Genomic DNA, 14,024 nt, shown 5'->3' on the forward strand with positions numbered 1-14,024 from the left:
CGGAAGTGTCCGGATATGGCTGCCGTCTGATCCGTCCTGCCGGGGGTCAGTCGTCGTGATCGAGGGGCGGGGCGTCGCTTGTGTCGCGGCGAGGCCGGGCCACCAGATCGCCCAGATCGGTCAGTTCGATGAAGGTATCTGCCTCGCGGCGCAGATCGTCTGAAATCATCGGTGGGGTTGCATTCATGGTCGATACGATCGACACCCGAACGCCCTTGCTTTTCACCGCTTCCACCAGCCGCCGGAAGTCGCCATTCCCGCTGAAAAGCACGATATGATCGCAGTAGGCGGCCGCTTCCAGCATATCGACGGCCAGCTCCACATCCATGTTTCCGCGCACCCGTTTGCGGCCCTCACGGTCCACGAATTCCCGGGCAGGTTTCTTCACGACGTTGAAGCCGTTATAGGCCAGCCAGTCCACCAGGGGGCGGATCGGGCTATAGTCGTCATTCTCCACCAGGGCCGTGTAATAGCTTGCCCGCACCAGCCGCCCGCGAGACTGGAACTCCTTGAGAAGCTTGCGGAAATCAATTTCCAGCCCGACCGATCTGGCCGCCGAATAAAGATTGGCTCCATCAATGAACAAGGCCAGCCGCTCATCCTTGTAAAAAGCCATTGGCTTTATCCTCTTCTTCTAATAGGGAAGGGCCAAATTCATGCCCAGGCGCGTTTACGTCCGGAATACCGGTCCCTTGCAGACTCTGCAAGGACGGGTTGCCGTGGCGTGCTGCAGCGCATATAAAGGGCGGTTCTTCAGGAGTATTTCCCCGTATGGCCCGCGTTACCGTAGAAGACTGCATCCAGAAGGTTCCCAACCGCTTCGAGCTGGTTCTGCTCGCAGCGCATCGCGCCCGCATGATCCGCGAAGGATCACCGCTGACGATCGACCGGGACAATGACAAGGATCCGGTCGTATCCCTGCGGGAAATCGCCGAGACCTCGGTGGACCTGAAAGTCGTCAAGGAAGCTCTGATCTCCAACCTGCAGGACATCCGTCCGGGCGAAGAGAACGAGCGTGAAGCTGATCGCCAGGCCCTTCAGGCAGCCCCGGCCGCCACCGAAGAAGATGTTCTGCGCGCCTATCAGGCTGAACTCGAATCCGGGCGCGACGACCGGCTCTAGGAGCACCAATGGACGGCAGCGCCCTTTCCGGACCGGAAAAAGGGGCTGGCACGGGGGCTGGCACACCGGCTCCTGCCAGCGATATTGCGTCTGGCCTGCCGCCGGTTCTCTCGCGGGAAGAGCTGATCGCCAAGGTCCGCGCCTATCACCCGCGCGTCAAATCCGAGCTTCTGGGCCTGGCCTATGATTTCGCCAAGAAGCATCATGGCGAGCAGTCCCGCGATTCTGGCGAGGCCTATTATTCTCACCCGGTTCAGGTGGCGAGCCTGCTGGCGGATGTGAAGCTCGACGAAGTTACCATCGTGGCCGGCCTGCTGCATGATGTGGTCGAGGATACCGAGATCGACATTGGCGACATCGAGGTGCGCTTCGGCCCGCAGGTGGCCGAGCTGGTCGATGGGGTTACCAAGCTCGACAAGCTGGAATTCACCTCCAAGGAAGCCGCGCAGGCGGAGAACTTCCAGAAGTTCATCCTGGCGATGACGAGTGACCTCCGTGTACTGCTGGTCAAGCTGGCGGACCGGATGCACAATATGGAGACGCTGCACTTCCGCAAGAAGCCGGAAAGCCGGCAGCGGACCGCGCGCGAAACCATGGACATCTATGCCCCGCTCGCCCGGCGCATCGGCCTTTACGACATGGCCGCCCGGATGGACGACCTGGCGTTCAAGGAACTCAACCCCGAAGCCCGCCGTGCCATCATCTACCGGCTGGAAGAACTCGAGCGCGAAAATAAGGACGACCTCGGACGGATCCGCGCTGATCTCACGCGCATCCTGAATGAGGCAGGCCTGCGCTACCGCCTGAGGGGCCGCCGCAAGCAGCCCTATTCGCTGTGGCGCAAGCTGGAGCGCAAATCGATTTCCTTCCGCGATGTGGCCGATCTTTTCGCCTTCCGCATCATCGTGCCGGATGTGGCTGATTGCTACCGCGTGCTCGGCGTGTTGCACACGCATTGGGCCTGTATTCCCGAACGCTTCCGGGACTTTATCTCCGTGCCCAAACCAAACGGATATGCGAGCCTCCATACCACCGTGCGCGCCTCCGGCAACCGCCGGGTGGAGCTGCAGGTCCGTACCGAGACGATGGACCTCACCGCCGAATATGGTGTGGCCGCTCACTGGGGCTACAAGAACCGTTCCTATGGCTTTGACCTGGATTCGGCCCGCGCCGCCGGCCTTGATCCCGAAGCCAACCTCAAAGCCTTTGCAGAACTCGTGCGTGATGGGGCCGAGCCGGGGGAATTCCTCGAGCATGCCAAGCTGGAGATGTACCGCGAGCACGTCTTCACCTTCACGCCCAAGGGCAAGCTGATCATCCTGCCCGCCGGGGCCATGCCGCTCGACTTTGCCTATGCCGTTCACTCGGCCGTGGGCGACACGACTATCGGCGCGCGCATCAATGGCGAGGAGAAATCCCTCCGCCGCCCGCTCAAGAATGGCGATGTGGTGGACATCATCCGTGGTAAGACGGCTGAGCCGATCCGCGGCTGGGAAATGCTCACCCATACCGGCCGCGCCAAATCCGCCCTCCGGCGCCTGGAGCGGGAGCGTGAGGTTGCCGAATTCCGGCGGCTGGGCGAGGGGCTGATCAACCAGGCCCTGCGCCGCGCGGGCGCCGACCCGGTGGACGTGATGCTGCTGGATGTGGCGCAGAAATCCGGCTTCAAGAGCGTCGATGACATGCGCGAGGCCGTGGGCCGCGGACGCTTCAAGACCTCTGCGGTCATCAAGCTCGTCTTTCCCGGCTACCAGCCTGAACGCACCGACGACACCGCCAAGACGCCGATCGACAGCGACCATGTTCCGCTGTTCGTTGAGGGGCGCACGCTGACGCCGGGCGTCACGCTGCATCTCTCCACCTGCTGCCACCCGTTGCCGGGTGACCGGATTATCGGCGTGCAGGTGCCCGACAAGGGCCTGATGGTGCATGTGTCGAGCTGCCCGCGCCTTGCCGAATATGATGACCGGCCGGAGCTGTGGCACGACCTGAAATGGACCGAACTGGCGCGCACCGATGCCGTCGCCGTTACCCGCATCCGCATCAACGCCTCCAACCAGCGCGGCGTGCTGGCCAAGCTCTGCGCGGCGGTGGCCGAATCGAACGGCAACATCATCGGAATCTCGACGGCATCGCGGCATCCGGATTTCATTGAGCTGGTGATGGATATTGAGGTTGAAGACCTGAAGCGTATGACGCAAATCCTTGCGGCACTGCGGTCGTTGGCCGTGGTGGACCGAGCCATACGCGACCAGGAGGGACAACATGACCAGTGAAGACGTGCTCGCCATATTCAAGGAGGCGGGCGCATTGCTGGAGGGGCATTTCATCCTCTCCTCCGGGCGGCGCAGCCCTGTTTTTCTGCAGAAGGCGCTTGTCTTCTCCCGGCCCGATCTATCCGAAAAGCTTTGCAAGGCGCTGGCGGAGAAACTCACCGCGAGCTTCGGCAAGATCGATGTGGTGGCTGGCCCTGCCGTCGGCGGTATCATTCCGGGCTATGAGCTGGCGCGTCATCTGGGCGCCCGCGCCATCTTTGCCGAGCGTGTGGACGGGCAGCTTCAGTTCCGCCGCGGCTTTTCGATTGCCGCAGGCGAGCGCGTGCTGATTGCCGAAGACATCGTGACGACCGGGCTTTCCTTCCGCGAGACGGTGGAAGCGCTGGCCAAGCTGCCGGGCGAAGTGGTGGGCGGGGCGTGCATCATCGACCGTTCGGGCGGGCGCGCCGATGTCGGCTGCAAGCTGATCTCGCTGGCGCAGGTGAACTTCCCGGATTACGCGCCCGATGATCTGCCTCCGGAGCTTCAGAAGCTGGAAGCGATCAAGCCCGGCTCGCGGGGCCTTGCCTGATGAGCGGCCGCCTCCGCCTCGGGGTCAATATCGACCATGTGGCGACCATCCGCAATGCGCGCGGGGGCGCCCATCCTGATCCCATGCGCGCGGCAGAGATTGCCGCCGCCGCCGGGGCAGACGGCATCACTATCCACCTGCGCGAAGACCGCCGCCACATCCGCGACGGCGACCTCGACGCGATCCGCGCGGCCACGCATCTGCCGATCAATCTGGAGATGGCGGCCACCGAAGAGATGACGGAAATCGCCATCCGATTCCGTCCGCATGCGGCCTGCATCGTGCCGGAGCGGCGCGAGGAGCGCACCACCGAAGGCGGCCTCAATGTGGCCGGTCTGCACAATCAGATTGCGCCGATTGTCAGCCGTCTGAATGATTCTGGCGCGCGCGTTTCTCTGTTCATCGAGCCTGACCCCGTGCAGATTGCTGTGGCCGAAGTGCTGGGCGCGCCGGTGGTGGAGCTGCATACGGGCCGCTATGCGGAGCTTTGGATCGAGGGGGGGGCAGAGGCCGCTGCGCCTGAGCTGGAACGGCTGAAGCTAGCCGCCGCCGATGCGCGCCGCCGGGGCATCGAGCCGCATGCCGGCCATGGCCTGACTTTCGAAAATGTCGGCCCCGTTGCGGCCATTCCGGAAATTGCCGAGCTGAATATCGGCCATTTCCTGATCGGGGAAGCCATCTTCATCGGCCTTCACGCGGCGATCCGCGAAATGCGCCGCCGTATGGACGAGGCGCGCGGATGATCATCGGTATCGGGAACGATCTCTGCAATATCGAGCGCATCCAGCGCTCGCTGGACCGTTTCGGCGAGCGGTTCGAGCAGCGCGTATTCACGCCCTATGAGATTGCCAAGGCGCGCGGCCGCCGCCGCGTGGCGGAGACCTATGCCAAACGTTTTGCCGCCAAGGAGGCGATGGCCAAGGCGCTGGGCACGGGCGTTCCGCGCGCGGGCGTCCACTGGCAGCATATGGGCGTTATCAACCTGCCTTCGGGCAAGCCGGGCTTCGAGCTGACGGGCGGGGCCGCTGCGCGCCTGGCAAAGCTGACCCCGCCGGGCCATCGCGCCCTGGTGCATCTGACGCTTACGGACGATCATCCCTGGGCCGAAGCGCAGGTGATCATCGAGGCCATTGCCATGGCAGATGTGCGATGAAGCCCGCCCGCCCGAAGCGCACGCGCCAGCGCGCCGCCGTCAAGGCGATCAGGCCGTCATTGGCGCTCGAAGCGCTGAAGGAAGCGCAGGACATTATCGGCTTCCGCTTCAAGGATGCGGCGAGCCTTGAGCGTGCACTGACCCATCCGAGCGCCGTTGCGCCGTCGGGGGATACGGTCAAGCTTTCCAATCAGCGCCTGGAGTTTCTGGGCGACCGGGTGCTGAACCTCATCATTGCCGAACGCCTGATCGACCGCCGCCAGTCTGACAGTGAAGGCGATCTGGCGCCGCGTCTTAACCGGCTGGTCAAGAAGGGCGCGTGCGCCGAGGCGATGCGGCATCTGGGGCTGCAACGCTTCATTCTGATGTCCGAGAGCGAAGCGGCGGCCGGCGGGCAGGAACGGGAATCGACGCTGGGCGACGCCTGCGAGGCGATCATCGCGGCGATCTATCAGGAGGGCGGCCTGGGCGCGGCCCGCAAGTTCATCGAGCGGGCCTGGGCGCCGCAGTTTGAAAATGCGCCGGCTGAAACCAAGGACCCCAAGACCCTTCTTCAGGAATGGGCGCAGGGGCAGGGCCATCCGTTGCCGGATTATGTGGTTACCGGCCGGTCTGGCCCCGATCACGCCCCGGTCTATGAAGTTGAAGTTCGCCTTGCCATGGGCAAGGCTGCCGCTACCGGCTCTTCCAAGCGCGAGGCGGAGCGTCATGCTGCTGCCTTGATGCTCCGAACACTGACAGGAACAGAATGAGCGAAACAGATATCCGCCGCGCCGGGTTTTGCGCCGTCATCGGCGCGCCGAACGCCGGCAAATCCACCCTCACCAACCGCCTTGTCGGGGCCAAGGTCGCCATCGTCACGCATAAGGTGCAGACGACGCGGTTCCCTGTGCGCGGCGTGGCGCAGGTGGGAGACACCCAGATCGTGATTGTCGACACGCCCGGCATTTTCGCCGCCAAGCGCCGGCTGGACCGGGCGATGGTCAAGGCCGCCTGGGGCGGGGCGGAGGAGGCCGATTGCATCGTCCACCTCGTCGATGCCTCTGCCTGGGTTGCCGAGCAGACGGGCCGGCCAAGCGCCGCCCAGCGCCATTCGATCGAGGATGACCGCCGCGTGATCGAGCAACTCAAGGAGGCGGGCAAGCGCGCCTTCCTTGCGCTCAACAAGATTGATCTGTTCCCGCATGATCAGGTGCTGCCCGTCATGGCGGCGCTGAATGAGGCGGGTGTCTATGATGAGATCTTCATGATCTCCGCCGAGAAGGGCGACGGCGTGGACAAGCTGGAAGCGGCCATAGCGGCGCGGATGCCTGAAGGCCCGGCGCTTTACCCGCCAGACCAGGTGGCCGACCTGCCCATGCGCCTTCTGGCGGCGGAAGTGACCCGCGAAAAGCTGATGCTGCGCCTGCACCAGGAGCTGCCCTACCAGCTGATGGTCGACACCGAAGCCTGGGAAGAGCGCGCGGATGGTTCCGTCCGTGTGCAGCAGGTCATCATCGTGGGCCGGGAAGGGCACAAGGCGATGGTGCTGGGCAAGGGCGGCAGCCTGATCAAGGAAATCGGCCGCCAGGCACGGCTGGAGCTGACGCAGATGCTGGAGCGCCCGGTGCATCTCTTTCTCTTCGTGAAGGTGGATGAGCGCTGGCAGGAAAAGCGTGAGCGCTATCAGGGGATCGGCCTGGAGTTTGATGTCTGAGGCACGCGGCCTTCATCCTCCCCCGCCTGCGGGGGAGGTGCCCGAAGGGCGGAGGGGGGATCCCCTTGCGGATCTGCGCTGTGCCGAACGGTTTCAACCCCTCACCCCCAACCCCCTCTCCCGGCAGGGAGAGGGGGCTTCAGGTGTTTCATGAACTGGTCCGATGACGGAATAGTTTTGGGCGGGCGCCGCTTCGGGGAAGGCGGTCTCATCCTGGATGTGCTGACCCGTGAAAGGGGCCGCCGTTCGGGCCTCGTTTATGGCGGTGCTTCCCGCCGCAAGCGGGCCCAGTTTGAAGCGGGCAACACGGTGGCGCTGAGCTGGAGCGGGCGGCTGGACGATCAGCTGGGCCGTTTCGATGTGGCCGAGGCGAGCCGGGACCGCGCCTCGCGCCTGCTGGATGACCCCGCCGCGCTGGCGGCGCTCGCTTCGATCACGGCGCTCTTGCGCGCGGGCCTTAATGAGGGGGATGCGGCCGGCTCCAGCCTCTATGAGGCCACCACGCTGCTGCTGGACGAGCTCGCCCATCCGGACGTCTGGCCCGCGCTCTATGTACGCTGGGAACTCGGCCTGCTTTCCGCGCTCGGCTTCGGGCTCGACCTTGATGAATGCGCCGTCAGCGGCGCCAATGACGGCCTCACCCATGTTTCCCCGCGCACTGGCCGCGCCGTGCGGGGGTCAGAAGCCGAGCAATATGTCGATCGGCTGTTCGCGCTGCCTGCCTTCCTGATCGACAGCCGCGCCGACATCTTCCCCGGAGACATCGCCGCCGGCCTGCGCCTGACGGGGCATTTCATCGAAGGGCGGCTCTTTGCGTCCGTCCACCGGGGCCTTCCGGCAGAGCGGGAGCGGCTGCTCAGGCGCATTGCCCCGCAGGCTTGACCCTCCATTCACGGATCATTCATTCGCCTTCGCCAAACGTCCGGGCGGGGAGTTGATAGTTATCAACAAAAAGGCTGATGACATGAAACCGATCCTGATCGCCGCGAGCGCTGCGCTCACCCTTGCCCTCACGGGCTGCATCTCCGTCTCCGACAATTCGGCGGCTTCCACCAAGGTTCAGGAGAATACAGACATCGCCGTCCGCGTCTGCGGCGGGGCAGGCAATGTCGCCGAGGTGAGCCGCGAGGGCTATCGCTGCAAGGTAAACTGAGCAGAGCCAAGGCAGAGCCTGCGCTCAAAGAAGGCCGGGGAGCATCGCTTTCCGGCTTTTTGCTGTCTCACCGGCAAACGCGGCCTGGCCCCATATCCATGTGGAAATGATCGGCATGGGCGGCGTTGTATTCCGGCCCCAGCGTCACCGAGAACAGCCCGCACGCGCCCTCGTGCACGCGGCGGAGGAACCTGGCTTCCTTGCCGCCTTTGTCCCAGTGCGCCTCCACATCGATCAGCCGCCCATCCTCCAGGCGAAAGCCGGAGACATCCAGCGCATTGCCGAAGGCATGCTGGGAAAGGCGCCGGCTGCCGGCAATGGTGCGGCAGGAAAAGCTGCCATAGGTCTCGATCCGGGCGACCGGCGAATCGAAGATTTCCACAGCCGCCGGGCGCACCACATGCCGCTCCCACATATAGGCCGCTGCCGTCTGGGCGCAGGTCATCTGCAGCGTGGCGGAATAGGGCGTCAGCGTCCGGTCCAGCGTCAGGGCGTCAAACAGGCCGCATTTTTCCCCGCGAGGCTCGTCCTCCAGCGGCGTATACAGCACGCCAGCGTTGTCGAGCGCCACGAAACAGGCTTCCCGGTCACCCTTCAAACGGGTCAGTTGAGCGGAAATGGCCAGCCCCGGGCGCACCGACAGGTCAATCGGCGCCAAGGGATTGTGCCGCGCCGGCAATGTGCGGGCGAGGATCACGACTATGGCGCCAATCAGGAAGGCATATGTCAGAAGAATGCTGATTCCACGCATATCTGCAGCAGTGGCCTTTGATGTTCCTTAACCAAACGCAGGTTTCTGTTAACCTGCGCTGTTTCCAGCGAGTCGGGGCATCCTGACCCGCAAACCCGCACCAGAATGTGGCGAGACCTGCAAAGAGGCCAGAATGTCCAAACGCACCACCGAGCCCCCAGAGGACCGGATCATCAATGAGCCGATGAGCGAGGCGCTCTCCAAGCGCTATCTCGCCTATGCGCTCTCCACGATCACGTCCCGCGCGCTGCCCGATGTGCGCGATGGCCTCAAGCCCGTTCAGCGCCGCATCCTTTATGGCATGCGCGTCCTGCGGCTGGATCCGGAAGGCGGCTATCGCAAATGCGCCAAGATCGTTGGCGATGTGATGGGTAACTACCACCCCCATGGCGACAGCTCGATCTATGACACGCTGGTCCGCCTCGCCCAGGATTTCAACGTCCGTTATCCGCTGGTCGATGGGCAGGGCAATTTCGGCAATATCGACGGCGACAGCGCGGCTGCCTATCGTTACACCGAAGCGCGGATGACGCGCGGCGCCGAGCTGCTGATGGAGGGCCTCGACGAGAACGCGGTCGATTTCCGCCCCAACTATGCCGAGAATGATGAGGAGCCGGTCGTGCTTCCCGCCGGCTTCCCGAACCTTCTGGCCAATGGCGCCACGGGCATCGCCGTGGGCATGGCCACCTCCATTCCGCCGCACAATGTTGCCGAGGTGATCGATGCGGCGCGTTTCCTGATCGACAAGCCCAAGGCGACTACCGAAGAGCTGATGCAATTCGTTCAGGGGCCGGACTTTCCGACCGGCGGGGTGATCGTTGAGGATCGCGCCTCGATGCTGGAGGCTTACGAGACCGGCCGGGGCGCTTTCCGCATGCGTGCCCGCTGGCATGTCGAGGATACCGGCCGGGGCACCTATCAGATCATCGTCACCCAAATTCCGTATCAGGTGCAGAAGTCAAAGCTGCTGGAGAAGCTTTCGGAGCTGCTCGAGGCGAAGAAGGTACCTCTGCTGGAAGATGTGCGCGACGAGTCCGCGGAGGATGTGCGCCTCGTCCTTGTGCCGCGCGCCAAGACGGTTGAGCCGGACGTGCTGATGGAAAGCCTGTTCAAGACCTGCGATCTGGAAACACGCTTCAGCATGAACATGAACGTGCTGCACAAGGGCGCGCCCCAGGTGATGGGCCTGCGCGATGTGTTGCAGGCTTATCTCGACCATCGCCGCGAAGTGGTGGTGCGCCGGGCCGAGTTCCGTCTCGACAAGATCGAGAAGCGCCTGCACATCCTGGAAGGCTTCCTGAAAGCCTATCTCAATATCGACGAAGTGATCCGCATCATCCGTACGGAGGACGAGCCCAAGCCCGTCCTGATGCAGCGGTTCAAGATTTCCGACATTCAGGCCGAAGCCATCCTCAATCTCCGCCTGCGCGCGCTGCGCAAGCTGGAGGAAATGGAAATTCAGGGCGAGCATACAAAGCTCACCGAGGAGCGCGATGAGCTGGTGAAACTGCTCGGCTCTGAACGCCGCCAATGGACGCGCGTGTCGAAAGAACTGAAAGCCGCGCGCGATGAGTTCGATCCGTCAACGGACCTTGGCCGCCGCCGCGCGACCTTTGAAGATGCCCCCACGGTGGACCTTGCCGCTGCGCTTGAAGCTACGCGCCCGAAGGAGCCGGTCACCGTGGTGCTTTCCGCGCAGGGCTGGATTCGCGGTATGAAAGGGCATGGGCTTGATCCGGAATCGATCAAGTTCAAGGAAGGCGATGGCCCCGGCTTCATGGAAGAGGTGATGAGTACCGACAAGCTCGTCTTCATGTCCTCGGATGGGCGCGCCTTCATGCTGGCGGCAGACAAGCTGCCGGGCGGGCGCGGCCATGGCGAGCCGATCCGCCTCTCCATCGAGCTGGAAGATAATGTCGCCATCGTGAACATGTTCAAGTTTGAGCCCGAGCGTAAGCGCGTGATGGCCTCGTCCACCGGCTATGGCTTCGTTGTTCCGGAGGCGGAGCTTGAGTCAAACCGCAAGGCCGGCAAGCAGATTGTCAACACCGGCGGCGGGCATCTCAATGTCTGCGTGCCTGTGCTGGGCGACATGATCGCGGTGGTTGGCACCAACCGGAAGATGCTGATCTTCCCGCTGAAGGATCTGCCCGAAATGCCGCGCGGCAAGGGCAACAAGCTGCAATCCTATAGCGGCGGGGCAGAACTGGCCGACCTCATCACCTTCGACAAGCGCGACGGACTGATCGTCGTTACCGGTGGCCGCCACCGCGCGTTCGAGGAATGGAAAGAGTGGAAAGGCCAGCGCGCGCAAGCGGGCAAGGTTGTGCCCAAGGGCTTCCCGAGGACGGGCACCTTCAGCGGCTGAGGCGGGGCGCCCCCTCAGCCTGCTGATGGTTTGAAATAGGATTGGGACGAGACGTGAGGCGGTGGCTCTGGCCTATCCGCCGAGCTTCTCGGCGGCGCGTTCTGCAAAATATGTGATGATGCCCGCCGCGCCCGCGCGTTTGAAGCACATCAGGCTTTCCATCATCACGCGGTCGCCGTCGATCCAGCCATTCTGGGCGGCGGCCATGATCTGCGCATATTCGCCCGACACCTGATAGGCGAGCGTCGGCACACCGAAGGTGGACGAGACGCGCTGCACAATGTCCAGATACGGAAGACCGGGCTTCACCATCACCATGTCTGCGCCCTCGGCAAGGTCGAGGGCCACTTCGCGCAGCGCTTCATCCGAGTTTGCGGGATCCTGCTGATAGGTTTTCTTGTCGCCCTTGAGGGCGGCGGCCGAGCCGATGGCTTCGCGGTAAGGGCCATAGAAGCCGCTGGCATATTTGGCGGCATAGGCGAGGATCATGGCGTTGGAGAAGCCTTCTTCCTCGAAAGCATAGCGGATGGCGCCGATGCGGCCGTCCATCATGTCGGACGGGGCCACAACATCGGCGCCTGCGCCGACATGCACCAGCGCCTGTTCCACCAGCCGCTCCACCGTCGCGTCATTGGGAATGGTGCCGTCTTCATCCAGCAGGCCGTCATGGCCATGCGAGGTATACGCATCAAGTGCCACATCGGTGATGAGGCCGACTTCCGGCGCGGCATCCTTCATGGCCTTCAGGGCGCGGGGCACGAGGCCGTCAGGGGAAAGCGCGCCGCTGCCGTCTGCATCCTTTCCCTCCGGGCCGATATAGGGGAAAAGCGCGATGGCCGGAATGCCGAGCGCCTTGGCGCGCTTGGCGGTGAGGGCGGCTTCGGCGACGCTGAGGCGGTCCACGCCGGGCAGGGAGCTGACGGGCACGCGGCCTTCGCCATCATGTACGAACACCGCCCAGACCAGATCTGCCGGGGTGAGGACATTTTCTGCCACAAGGCTGCGCGCCCAGGGGGCCTGGCGCAGGCGGCGCATACGGGTGCCGGGAAAGGCTTGGGGAAACGGGGTCATACTTCCTCCTAGCGCCGAATGCGGCGCCCTCACAACCAGCCCAATCGCCGCGCCATGAAACACCGGTCGCGCACATTGAGGCCGTTATCATCCTGGATCGATTCAATCTCGATCATCCATTTTTCCATCTTCTTCCGGGGCAGCTCCCGGAAGCCGTTCTTGCGGTAGAACGGCCCGTTCCAGGGCGGATCGCGGAAGGTGGAGAGGGTCACGCGCTTCAGGCCCCGGTCCTTGGCTTCCAGCATCACCCGCCCGATCAGGGCGCTGCCGATGCCCTGGCGGCCATAGGCGGGGTCCACGCTGATCTGGTCGAGATAGAGCCACCCCTCGCGCACAGAGGTCAGCGCAAAGCCGGCGAGATTTCCCTTGCGGTCGCGCACGGTGTGGAGGTGCCCGGTCTGCATGGCCTCGCGCAGCACTTTGGCGGGCACATGGTCGCCCAGCTGCGCCTCGGGCAGCAGGCCGGTGCCTTCGAAGATTTTCCCCGCCGCCAGATCGATCGCGATCAGGGCTGGGATCTCCTCAGGCGCGGCGCCGGCGGTTTCATACCCGGCAGGAGGGCGTCGGATTGACATATATCAGGGCTCACAGGACAAGCGGGCCAAAGACTTAAGCCAATCGGAGGGCCACGCCAATGAGCCTCATCTTCACAGACGAACAGCAGATGATCCGCGATATGGCGGCCAAATTCGCCGCTGACCAGCTTGCCCCCCATTCCGAAGCCTGGGACCGGGACAGCCATTTCCCCGTCGATGTGATCAAATCTGCTGCAGAACTCGGCTTTGCGGGCATCTATGTGAAGGAAGATGTGGGCGGCTCCGGCCTGACGCGGACGGACGCGGCGCTGATCTTCGAGCAGCTTTCCTATGGCGATGTGTCCACCGCGGCCTTCATCTCCATCCATAATATGGCGAGCTGGATGATCGACACCTTTGGGTCACAGGAGCAGCGCGCTGCCTGGCTGCCGCGCCTTACCTCGATGGAGCTGATCGCCTCTTACTGCCTCACCGAGCCGGGCGCCGGCTCCGACGCGGCCAGCCTGAAGACCAAGGCCGTGAAAGACGGCGACGATTACGTCATCACCGGCACGAAGCAGTTCATCTCCGGTGCGGGCACGTCGGATGTTTACGTCCTCATGGCGCGCACCTCTGACGATGGCGCCAAGGGCGTTTCCGCCTTCATCATCGAGAAGGATGCGCCGGGGCTGTCGTTTGGCGCGAATGAGCGCAAGATGGGGTGGAAATCCCAGCCGACGCGGCAGGTTATCCTCGATGGCGTGCGTGTGCCGGCGGCCAATCGCATCGGGCAGGAGGGCCACGGCTTCCGCTTCGCCATGGCAGGGCTGGATGGCGGGCGCCTCAACATTGCGGCCTGCGCGCTGGGCGGCGCGCAGCTCGCCCTCGACAAGGCAGTCGCCTATGCCAAGGAGCGCGAGCAGTTCGGAAAGGCCATCGCCGATTTCCAGAACACTCAGTTCAAACTCGCCGACATGGAAACCGAGCTGCAGGCGGCCCGCCTGATGCTGTATGAGGCGGCCGCGCGCCTCGACGGCAAGACGCCGGACGCCACCCGCTGGTGCGCCATGGCCAAACGCTTTGTCACCGACACCGCCTTCAAGGTCGCCAACGACGCCCTGCAGATCCATGGCGGCTATGGCTATCTCGCCGACTATCATGTTGAACGTATCGTCCGTGATCTGAGGGTGCATCAGATCCTGGAGGGAACGAATGAGGTGATGCGGGTGATTATTTCGCGGGATATGTTGAAGGGTTAGGGCGCTCCCTCACCTCCCACGCCCTTCGGGCGCGGGCCCCTCCTCTCCCAGAGGGAGAGGGGCGAGTTGCATCCAACCTCACTGTTCCC

Annotated in this window: 15 protein-coding genes; 11 read left to right on the forward strand and 4 right to left on the reverse strand. The window is 63.8% G+C overall.

The features are described 5' to 3' along the window. Positions 1-46 precede the first annotated feature (46 nt). Positions 47-616 carry an NYN domain-containing protein gene (locus ACQKI2_RS03980; RefSeq protein ID WP_427378421.1) on the reverse strand — a complete coding sequence of 190 codons (570 nt, stop codon included), beginning with the start codon at positions 614-616 and terminating at the stop codon, positions 47-49. A 155-nt stretch (positions 617-771) separates the two neighbouring features. Here ACQKI2_RS03980 and rpoZ point away from each other — a divergent pair, with 155 nt between their 5' ends. From rpoZ to ACQKI2_RS04025, 9 genes are all read left to right on the forward strand, one after another. After that, positions 772-1,122 (forward strand): DNA-directed RNA polymerase subunit omega, encoded by a 351-nt coding sequence (rpoZ, locus tag ACQKI2_RS03985; RefSeq protein ID WP_427378422.1) that lies wholly within the window; start codon positions 772-774, stop codon positions 1,120-1,122. A gap of 8 nt (positions 1,123-1,130) precedes the next feature. Then, positions 1,131-3,398 carry a RelA/SpoT family protein gene (locus ACQKI2_RS03990; RefSeq protein ID WP_427378423.1) on the forward strand — a complete coding sequence of 756 codons (2,268 nt, stop codon included), beginning with the start codon at positions 1,131-1,133 and terminating at the stop codon, positions 3,396-3,398. Then, positions 3,388-3,969 carry an orotate phosphoribosyltransferase gene (gene pyrE / locus ACQKI2_RS03995; protein WP_291050988.1) on the forward strand — a complete coding sequence of 194 codons (582 nt, stop codon included), beginning with the start codon at positions 3,388-3,390 and terminating at the stop codon, positions 3,967-3,969. The genes ACQKI2_RS03990 and pyrE overlap by 11 nt, the downstream gene beginning before the upstream one ends. Further along, complete coding sequence (locus ACQKI2_RS04000; protein ID WP_427378424.1) at positions 3,969-4,712, forward strand: pyridoxine 5'-phosphate synthase; 744 nt, start codon at positions 3,969-3,971, stop codon at positions 4,710-4,712. Before pyrE ends, ACQKI2_RS04000 begins: the two co-directional genes overlap by 1 nt. Then, positions 4,709-5,122 (forward strand): holo-ACP synthase, encoded by a 414-nt coding sequence (gene acpS / locus ACQKI2_RS04005; protein WP_427378425.1) that lies wholly within the window; start codon positions 4,709-4,711, stop codon positions 5,120-5,122. The genes ACQKI2_RS04000 and acpS overlap by 4 nt, the downstream gene beginning before the upstream one ends. Further along, the gene (gene rnc / locus ACQKI2_RS04010) at positions 5,119-5,874 is read left to right on the forward strand and encodes a ribonuclease III (RefSeq protein ID WP_427378426.1); all 756 of its coding nucleotides are present in this window, start codon (positions 5,119-5,121) and stop codon (positions 5,872-5,874) included. The genes acpS and rnc overlap by 4 nt, the downstream gene beginning before the upstream one ends. Next, positions 5,871-6,818: a GTPase Era gene (era, locus tag ACQKI2_RS04015; RefSeq protein ID WP_427378427.1), complete on the forward strand. Its 948-nt coding sequence runs from the start codon at positions 5,871-5,873 to the stop codon at positions 6,816-6,818. Before rnc ends, era begins: the two co-directional genes overlap by 4 nt. A gap of 150 nt (positions 6,819-6,968) precedes the next feature. Then, positions 6,969-7,700 (forward strand): DNA repair protein RecO, encoded by a 732-nt coding sequence (gene recO, locus ACQKI2_RS04020; protein ID WP_427378428.1) that lies wholly within the window; start codon positions 6,969-6,971, stop codon positions 7,698-7,700. An 82-nt stretch (positions 7,701-7,782) separates the two neighbouring features. After that, positions 7,783-7,971: a hypothetical protein gene (locus ACQKI2_RS04025; protein WP_114105080.1), complete on the forward strand. Its 189-nt coding sequence runs from the start codon at positions 7,783-7,785 to the stop codon at positions 7,969-7,971. A 67-nt stretch (positions 7,972-8,038) separates the two neighbouring features. Here the strand turns inward: ACQKI2_RS04025 and ACQKI2_RS04030 are convergent, their stop codons facing one another. Beyond that, positions 8,039-8,722, reverse strand: a complete 684-nt coding sequence (locus ACQKI2_RS04030) for an extensin family protein (RefSeq protein WP_427378429.1) — start codon at positions 8,720-8,722, stop codon at positions 8,039-8,041. A gap of 133 nt (positions 8,723-8,855) precedes the next feature. Here ACQKI2_RS04030 and parC point away from each other — a divergent pair, with 133 nt between their 5' ends. Then, positions 8,856-11,090 (forward strand): DNA topoisomerase IV subunit A, encoded by a 2,235-nt coding sequence (gene parC, locus ACQKI2_RS04035; protein ID WP_427378430.1) that lies wholly within the window; start codon positions 8,856-8,858, stop codon positions 11,088-11,090. Between the two features lie 72 nt (positions 11,091-11,162). On the opposite strand, the gene hemB is transcribed toward parC, so the two are convergent. Both hemB and ACQKI2_RS04045 read right to left on the reverse strand, forming a co-directional pair. Further along, a complete protein-coding gene (hemB, locus tag ACQKI2_RS04040) occupies positions 11,163-12,161 on the reverse strand; it encodes a porphobilinogen synthase (protein ID WP_427378431.1) in 999 nt (332 codons plus the stop codon). Between the two features lie 29 nt (positions 12,162-12,190). Further along, on the reverse strand, positions 12,191-12,736 hold the full coding sequence (locus ACQKI2_RS04045; protein WP_427378432.1) for a GNAT family N-acetyltransferase: 546 nt from the start codon (positions 12,734-12,736) through the stop codon (positions 12,191-12,193). A gap of 59 nt (positions 12,737-12,795) precedes the next feature. Between ACQKI2_RS04045 and ACQKI2_RS04050 the strand changes: the two genes are divergently transcribed. Next, positions 12,796-13,935 carry an isobutyryl-CoA dehydrogenase gene (locus ACQKI2_RS04050; RefSeq protein WP_427378433.1) on the forward strand — a complete coding sequence of 380 codons (1,140 nt, stop codon included), beginning with the start codon at positions 12,796-12,798 and terminating at the stop codon, positions 13,933-13,935. Positions 13,936-14,024 lie beyond the last annotated feature (89 nt).

It is taken from the genome of Hyphomonas sp. NPDC076881 (assembly GCF_050269995.1).
Classification (GTDB): Bacteria; Pseudomonadota; Alphaproteobacteria; order Caulobacterales; family Hyphomonadaceae; genus Hyphomonas.

Bases quoted from the DNA above. Each gene is read 5' to 3' on its own strand.
- ACQKI2_RS03980 (WP_427378421.1), bottom strand. From the start codon at position 616: ATGGCTTTTTACAAGGATGAGCGGCTGGCCTTGTTCATTGATGGAGCC.
- rpoZ (WP_427378422.1), top strand. From the start codon at position 772: ATGGCCCGCGTTACCGTAGAAGACTGCATCCAGAAGGTTCCCAACCGC.
- ACQKI2_RS03990 (WP_427378423.1), top strand. From the start codon at position 1,131: ATGGACGGCAGCGCCCTTTCCGGACCGGAAAAAGGGGCTGGCACGGGG.
- pyrE (WP_291050988.1), top strand. From the start codon at position 3,388: ATGACCAGTGAAGACGTGCTCGCCATATTCAAGGAGGCGGGCGCATTG.
- ACQKI2_RS04000 (WP_427378424.1), top strand. From the start codon at position 3,969: ATGAGCGGCCGCCTCCGCCTCGGGGTCAATATCGACCATGTGGCGACC.
- acpS (WP_427378425.1), top strand. From the start codon at position 4,709: ATGATCATCGGTATCGGGAACGATCTCTGCAATATCGAGCGCATCCAG.
- rnc (WP_427378426.1), top strand. From the start codon at position 5,119: ATGAAGCCCGCCCGCCCGAAGCGCACGCGCCAGCGCGCCGCCGTCAAG.
- era (WP_427378427.1), top strand. From the start codon at position 5,871: ATGAGCGAAACAGATATCCGCCGCGCCGGGTTTTGCGCCGTCATCGGC.
- recO (WP_427378428.1), top strand. From the start codon at position 6,969: ATGAACTGGTCCGATGACGGAATAGTTTTGGGCGGGCGCCGCTTCGGG.
- ACQKI2_RS04025 (WP_114105080.1), top strand. From the start codon at position 7,783: ATGAAACCGATCCTGATCGCCGCGAGCGCTGCGCTCACCCTTGCCCTC.
- ACQKI2_RS04030 (WP_427378429.1), bottom strand. From the start codon at position 8,722: ATGCGTGGAATCAGCATTCTTCTGACATATGCCTTCCTGATTGGCGCC.
- parC (WP_427378430.1), top strand. From the start codon at position 8,856: ATGTCCAAACGCACCACCGAGCCCCCAGAGGACCGGATCATCAATGAG.
- hemB (WP_427378431.1), bottom strand. From the start codon at position 12,161: ATGACCCCGTTTCCCCAAGCCTTTCCCGGCACCCGTATGCGCCGCCTG.
- ACQKI2_RS04045 (WP_427378432.1), bottom strand. From the start codon at position 12,736: ATGTCAATCCGACGCCCTCCTGCCGGGTATGAAACCGCCGGCGCCGCG.
- ACQKI2_RS04050 (WP_427378433.1), top strand. From the start codon at position 12,796: ATGAGCCTCATCTTCACAGACGAACAGCAGATGATCCGCGATATGGCG.